3 protein-coding genes are annotated in these 2,353 nt (G+C 68.3%); 2 read left to right on the forward strand and 1 reads right to left on the reverse strand.

Annotation, left to right across the window (positions count from 1 at the left end; translation table 11 throughout):
• Both RMO04_RS18205 and ribB read left to right on the forward strand, forming a co-directional pair.
• Nucleotides 1–535, forward strand: a 535-nt coding sequence (locus tag RMO04_RS18205) for an NAD(P)H-dependent oxidoreductase (RefSeq protein ID WP_309646183.1), incomplete at its 5' end; no start/stop codon positions are given.
• Complete coding sequence (ribB, locus tag RMO04_RS18210; protein WP_309646184.1) at nucleotides 532–1,683, forward strand: 3,4-dihydroxy-2-butanone-4-phosphate synthase; 1,152 nt, start codon at nucleotides 532–534, stop codon at nucleotides 1,681–1,683. The genes RMO04_RS18205 and ribB, both read left to right, overlap by 4 nt.
• Before the next feature lie 9 nt (nucleotides 1,684–1,692).
• On the opposite strand, the gene RMO04_RS18215 is transcribed toward ribB, so the two are convergent.
• Nucleotides 1,693–2,353 (reverse strand): TylF/MycF/NovP-related O-methyltransferase (locus RMO04_RS18215; RefSeq protein WP_309646185.1); only part of this gene is annotated, 661 nt, incomplete at its 5' end.

The following is a 2,353-nucleotide window of genomic DNA, read 5'->3' on the forward strand; positions in this document are numbered from 1 at the left end:
GGTCCGGACGGGGTCTTCCACCGAGAAGGCCCTGGTCGCGGCCCTGCGCGCGGCCGAGTCCGGCGGGGCGCGAACCCGGCTGCTGGGCGGGCCGTTCCTGGCGGGCCTGCCGATCTTCGATCCCGGTCCCGGCGGACCTACCGAAAGCCAGGCCGAACTGGTGGCCGCGGTGCGCGAGGCCGACGGCCTGATCATCGCCACGCCGGGCTATCACGGCTCCCTGTCGGGGGTCATGAAGAACGCGCTGGACACCCTGGAGCTGCTGAGCGGGGACGAACGTCCCTATTTCAGCGGCCGCGCCGTGGGCGTGGTGGTGACCGCCAGCGGCTGGCAGGCGGGCGGCACTACATTGACCGCCGTTAGATCGATCATACATGCGATGCGGGGCTGGCCGACACCGTTCGGGGCGGCCCTCAATGCGACCTCCGAGTCTTTCGGCGCCGACGGCGCGCCGACGGACCCGAAGGACGCCTGGCAATTGAATACCGTCGGCGAGCAGGTTCTCGAGTTCGCCAGGATGAAAGTCGGCAAATGACCCGTCCCCACCTCGTGACCCCCGCCAACGGCTCCGGTTCAGGCCAGCCGGCCCACGACTCCGCGATCTCGCCGATCGAGGACATCATCGAGGACGCCCGCAACGGACGCCCCTACATCCTGGTCGACGCCGAGGACCGGGAGAATGAGGGCGACGTCATCATCCCGGCCCAGTTCGCCACGCCGGACCAGATCAACTTCATGGCCAAGCACGCGCGCGGCCTGATCTGCCTGTCGATCACCGCCGAACGGGCCCGCACCCTGCGCCTGCCCCCGATGTCCATGGACAACCAGTCGGGTCACGGCACAGCCTTCACCGTATCGGTCGAGGCGCGCGAGGGCGTGACGACGGGCATCTCGGCTCATGACCGGGCCCACACCATCGCCGTGGCCGTCGACCCCACCAAGGGCGCTGACGACATAGTCTCCCCCGGCCACGTCTTTCCGCTGGTGGCCAGGGACGGCGGGGTCCTGGTCCGCGCCGGCCACACCGAGGCCGCCGTCGACATCAGCCGGATGGCGGGCCTGAACCCTGCCGGGGTGATCTGCGAGATCATGAAGGACGACGGGTCGATGGCCCGCCTGCCCGACCTGATCGGCTTCGCCCAGCTTCACGGCCTGAAGATCGGCACCATCGCCGACCTGATCGCCTATCGCCGGCGCACCGAGCGCCAGGTGGAGCGTGTGCTGGAGACGCCGTTCGACTCCACCTTCGGCGGCCGGTTCCGGATGGTCATCTACCGCAACATCATCGACAAGACCGAGCACGTGGTCCTCACCAAGGGCAAGATCGACGCCGACAAGCCGACCCTGGTGCGCATGCATCGCGTCGACTTCGCCGCCGACATGCTCGGGCACAAGGAAGCGCGCCGCGACTATGTCCCGCGGGCGTTGAAGGCCATCGCTGACTATGACGGCGCGGGGGTGGCGGTGTTCATTCGCGACTCCAGCCCCTCCTGGCTGTCGGAGCGCTACGGCGCCGAGGGCGGCGGGGATCATGGGGCCAACGTGCTTCGAGACTACGGCGTCGGCGCCCAAATCCTGCTGGACCTCGGGGTACGGGACATGGAGTTGCTGTCGAACTCGGCGACGGTCCTGCCGGGCTCGGGCGGTTACGGCCTCAAGATCGTCGGCCGCCGCCCGCTGTAGAGGCCACGACTAGAGACCCGCGCGAAACACCCAGTGGGGCCAGACCTGCTCGGAGTGAATCCGGCGGGCCATGACCAGTTCCTCCACCGCCTCGGTTGCGCCGATGCAGGAGGGGGCGTCGGCGTCGTCGTAGACCACGTAGCCGCCGCGGGCCATCAACGGCCAGACCTCGTCCTGCGCGTACTTCACGCCGGAGTAGATGTCGCAGTCGATGTGGGCGAGGCCGAACACCGGGCGCTTCTTGGCGATGCCGGGGAAGGTGTCCTGGAACAGGCCCTTCACGATCACCAGGTTCTTGAGCTTCAACTTGTCGCGGCGCTTGGCGAGCGCGTCATAAGACGCCTCGGCGAAGTCTCCGGCCCCATGCAGGTCGCGCGCCGCGTCGGTGATCGGCATGCCGGCATAGGTGTCGCAGGCATAGACCTTGGCCTTGGGATGCAGCGCCCGCATCACGTGGGCCATGAACAGGGCGTTGCCGCCGCGGTATGAGCCGAACTCGATGACGTCGCGGCCATCCAGCTGCTCGAAAAACGAGGTCAGGATGAGGAACAGGTTCATCCGCTTGGCCTCGACCATCAGCGACCAGCCGCCGCTCGCCTCGACCGCGGCCTGATAGAGCGGGTCGGCGGCGACCTTCTCGGCCAAGCCGGCGTGCATCAGACCCCAGCCG

The organism is Phenylobacterium sp. (assembly GCF_031412415.1).
Classification (GTDB): Bacteria; Pseudomonadota; Alphaproteobacteria; order Caulobacterales; family Caulobacteraceae; genus Phenylobacterium.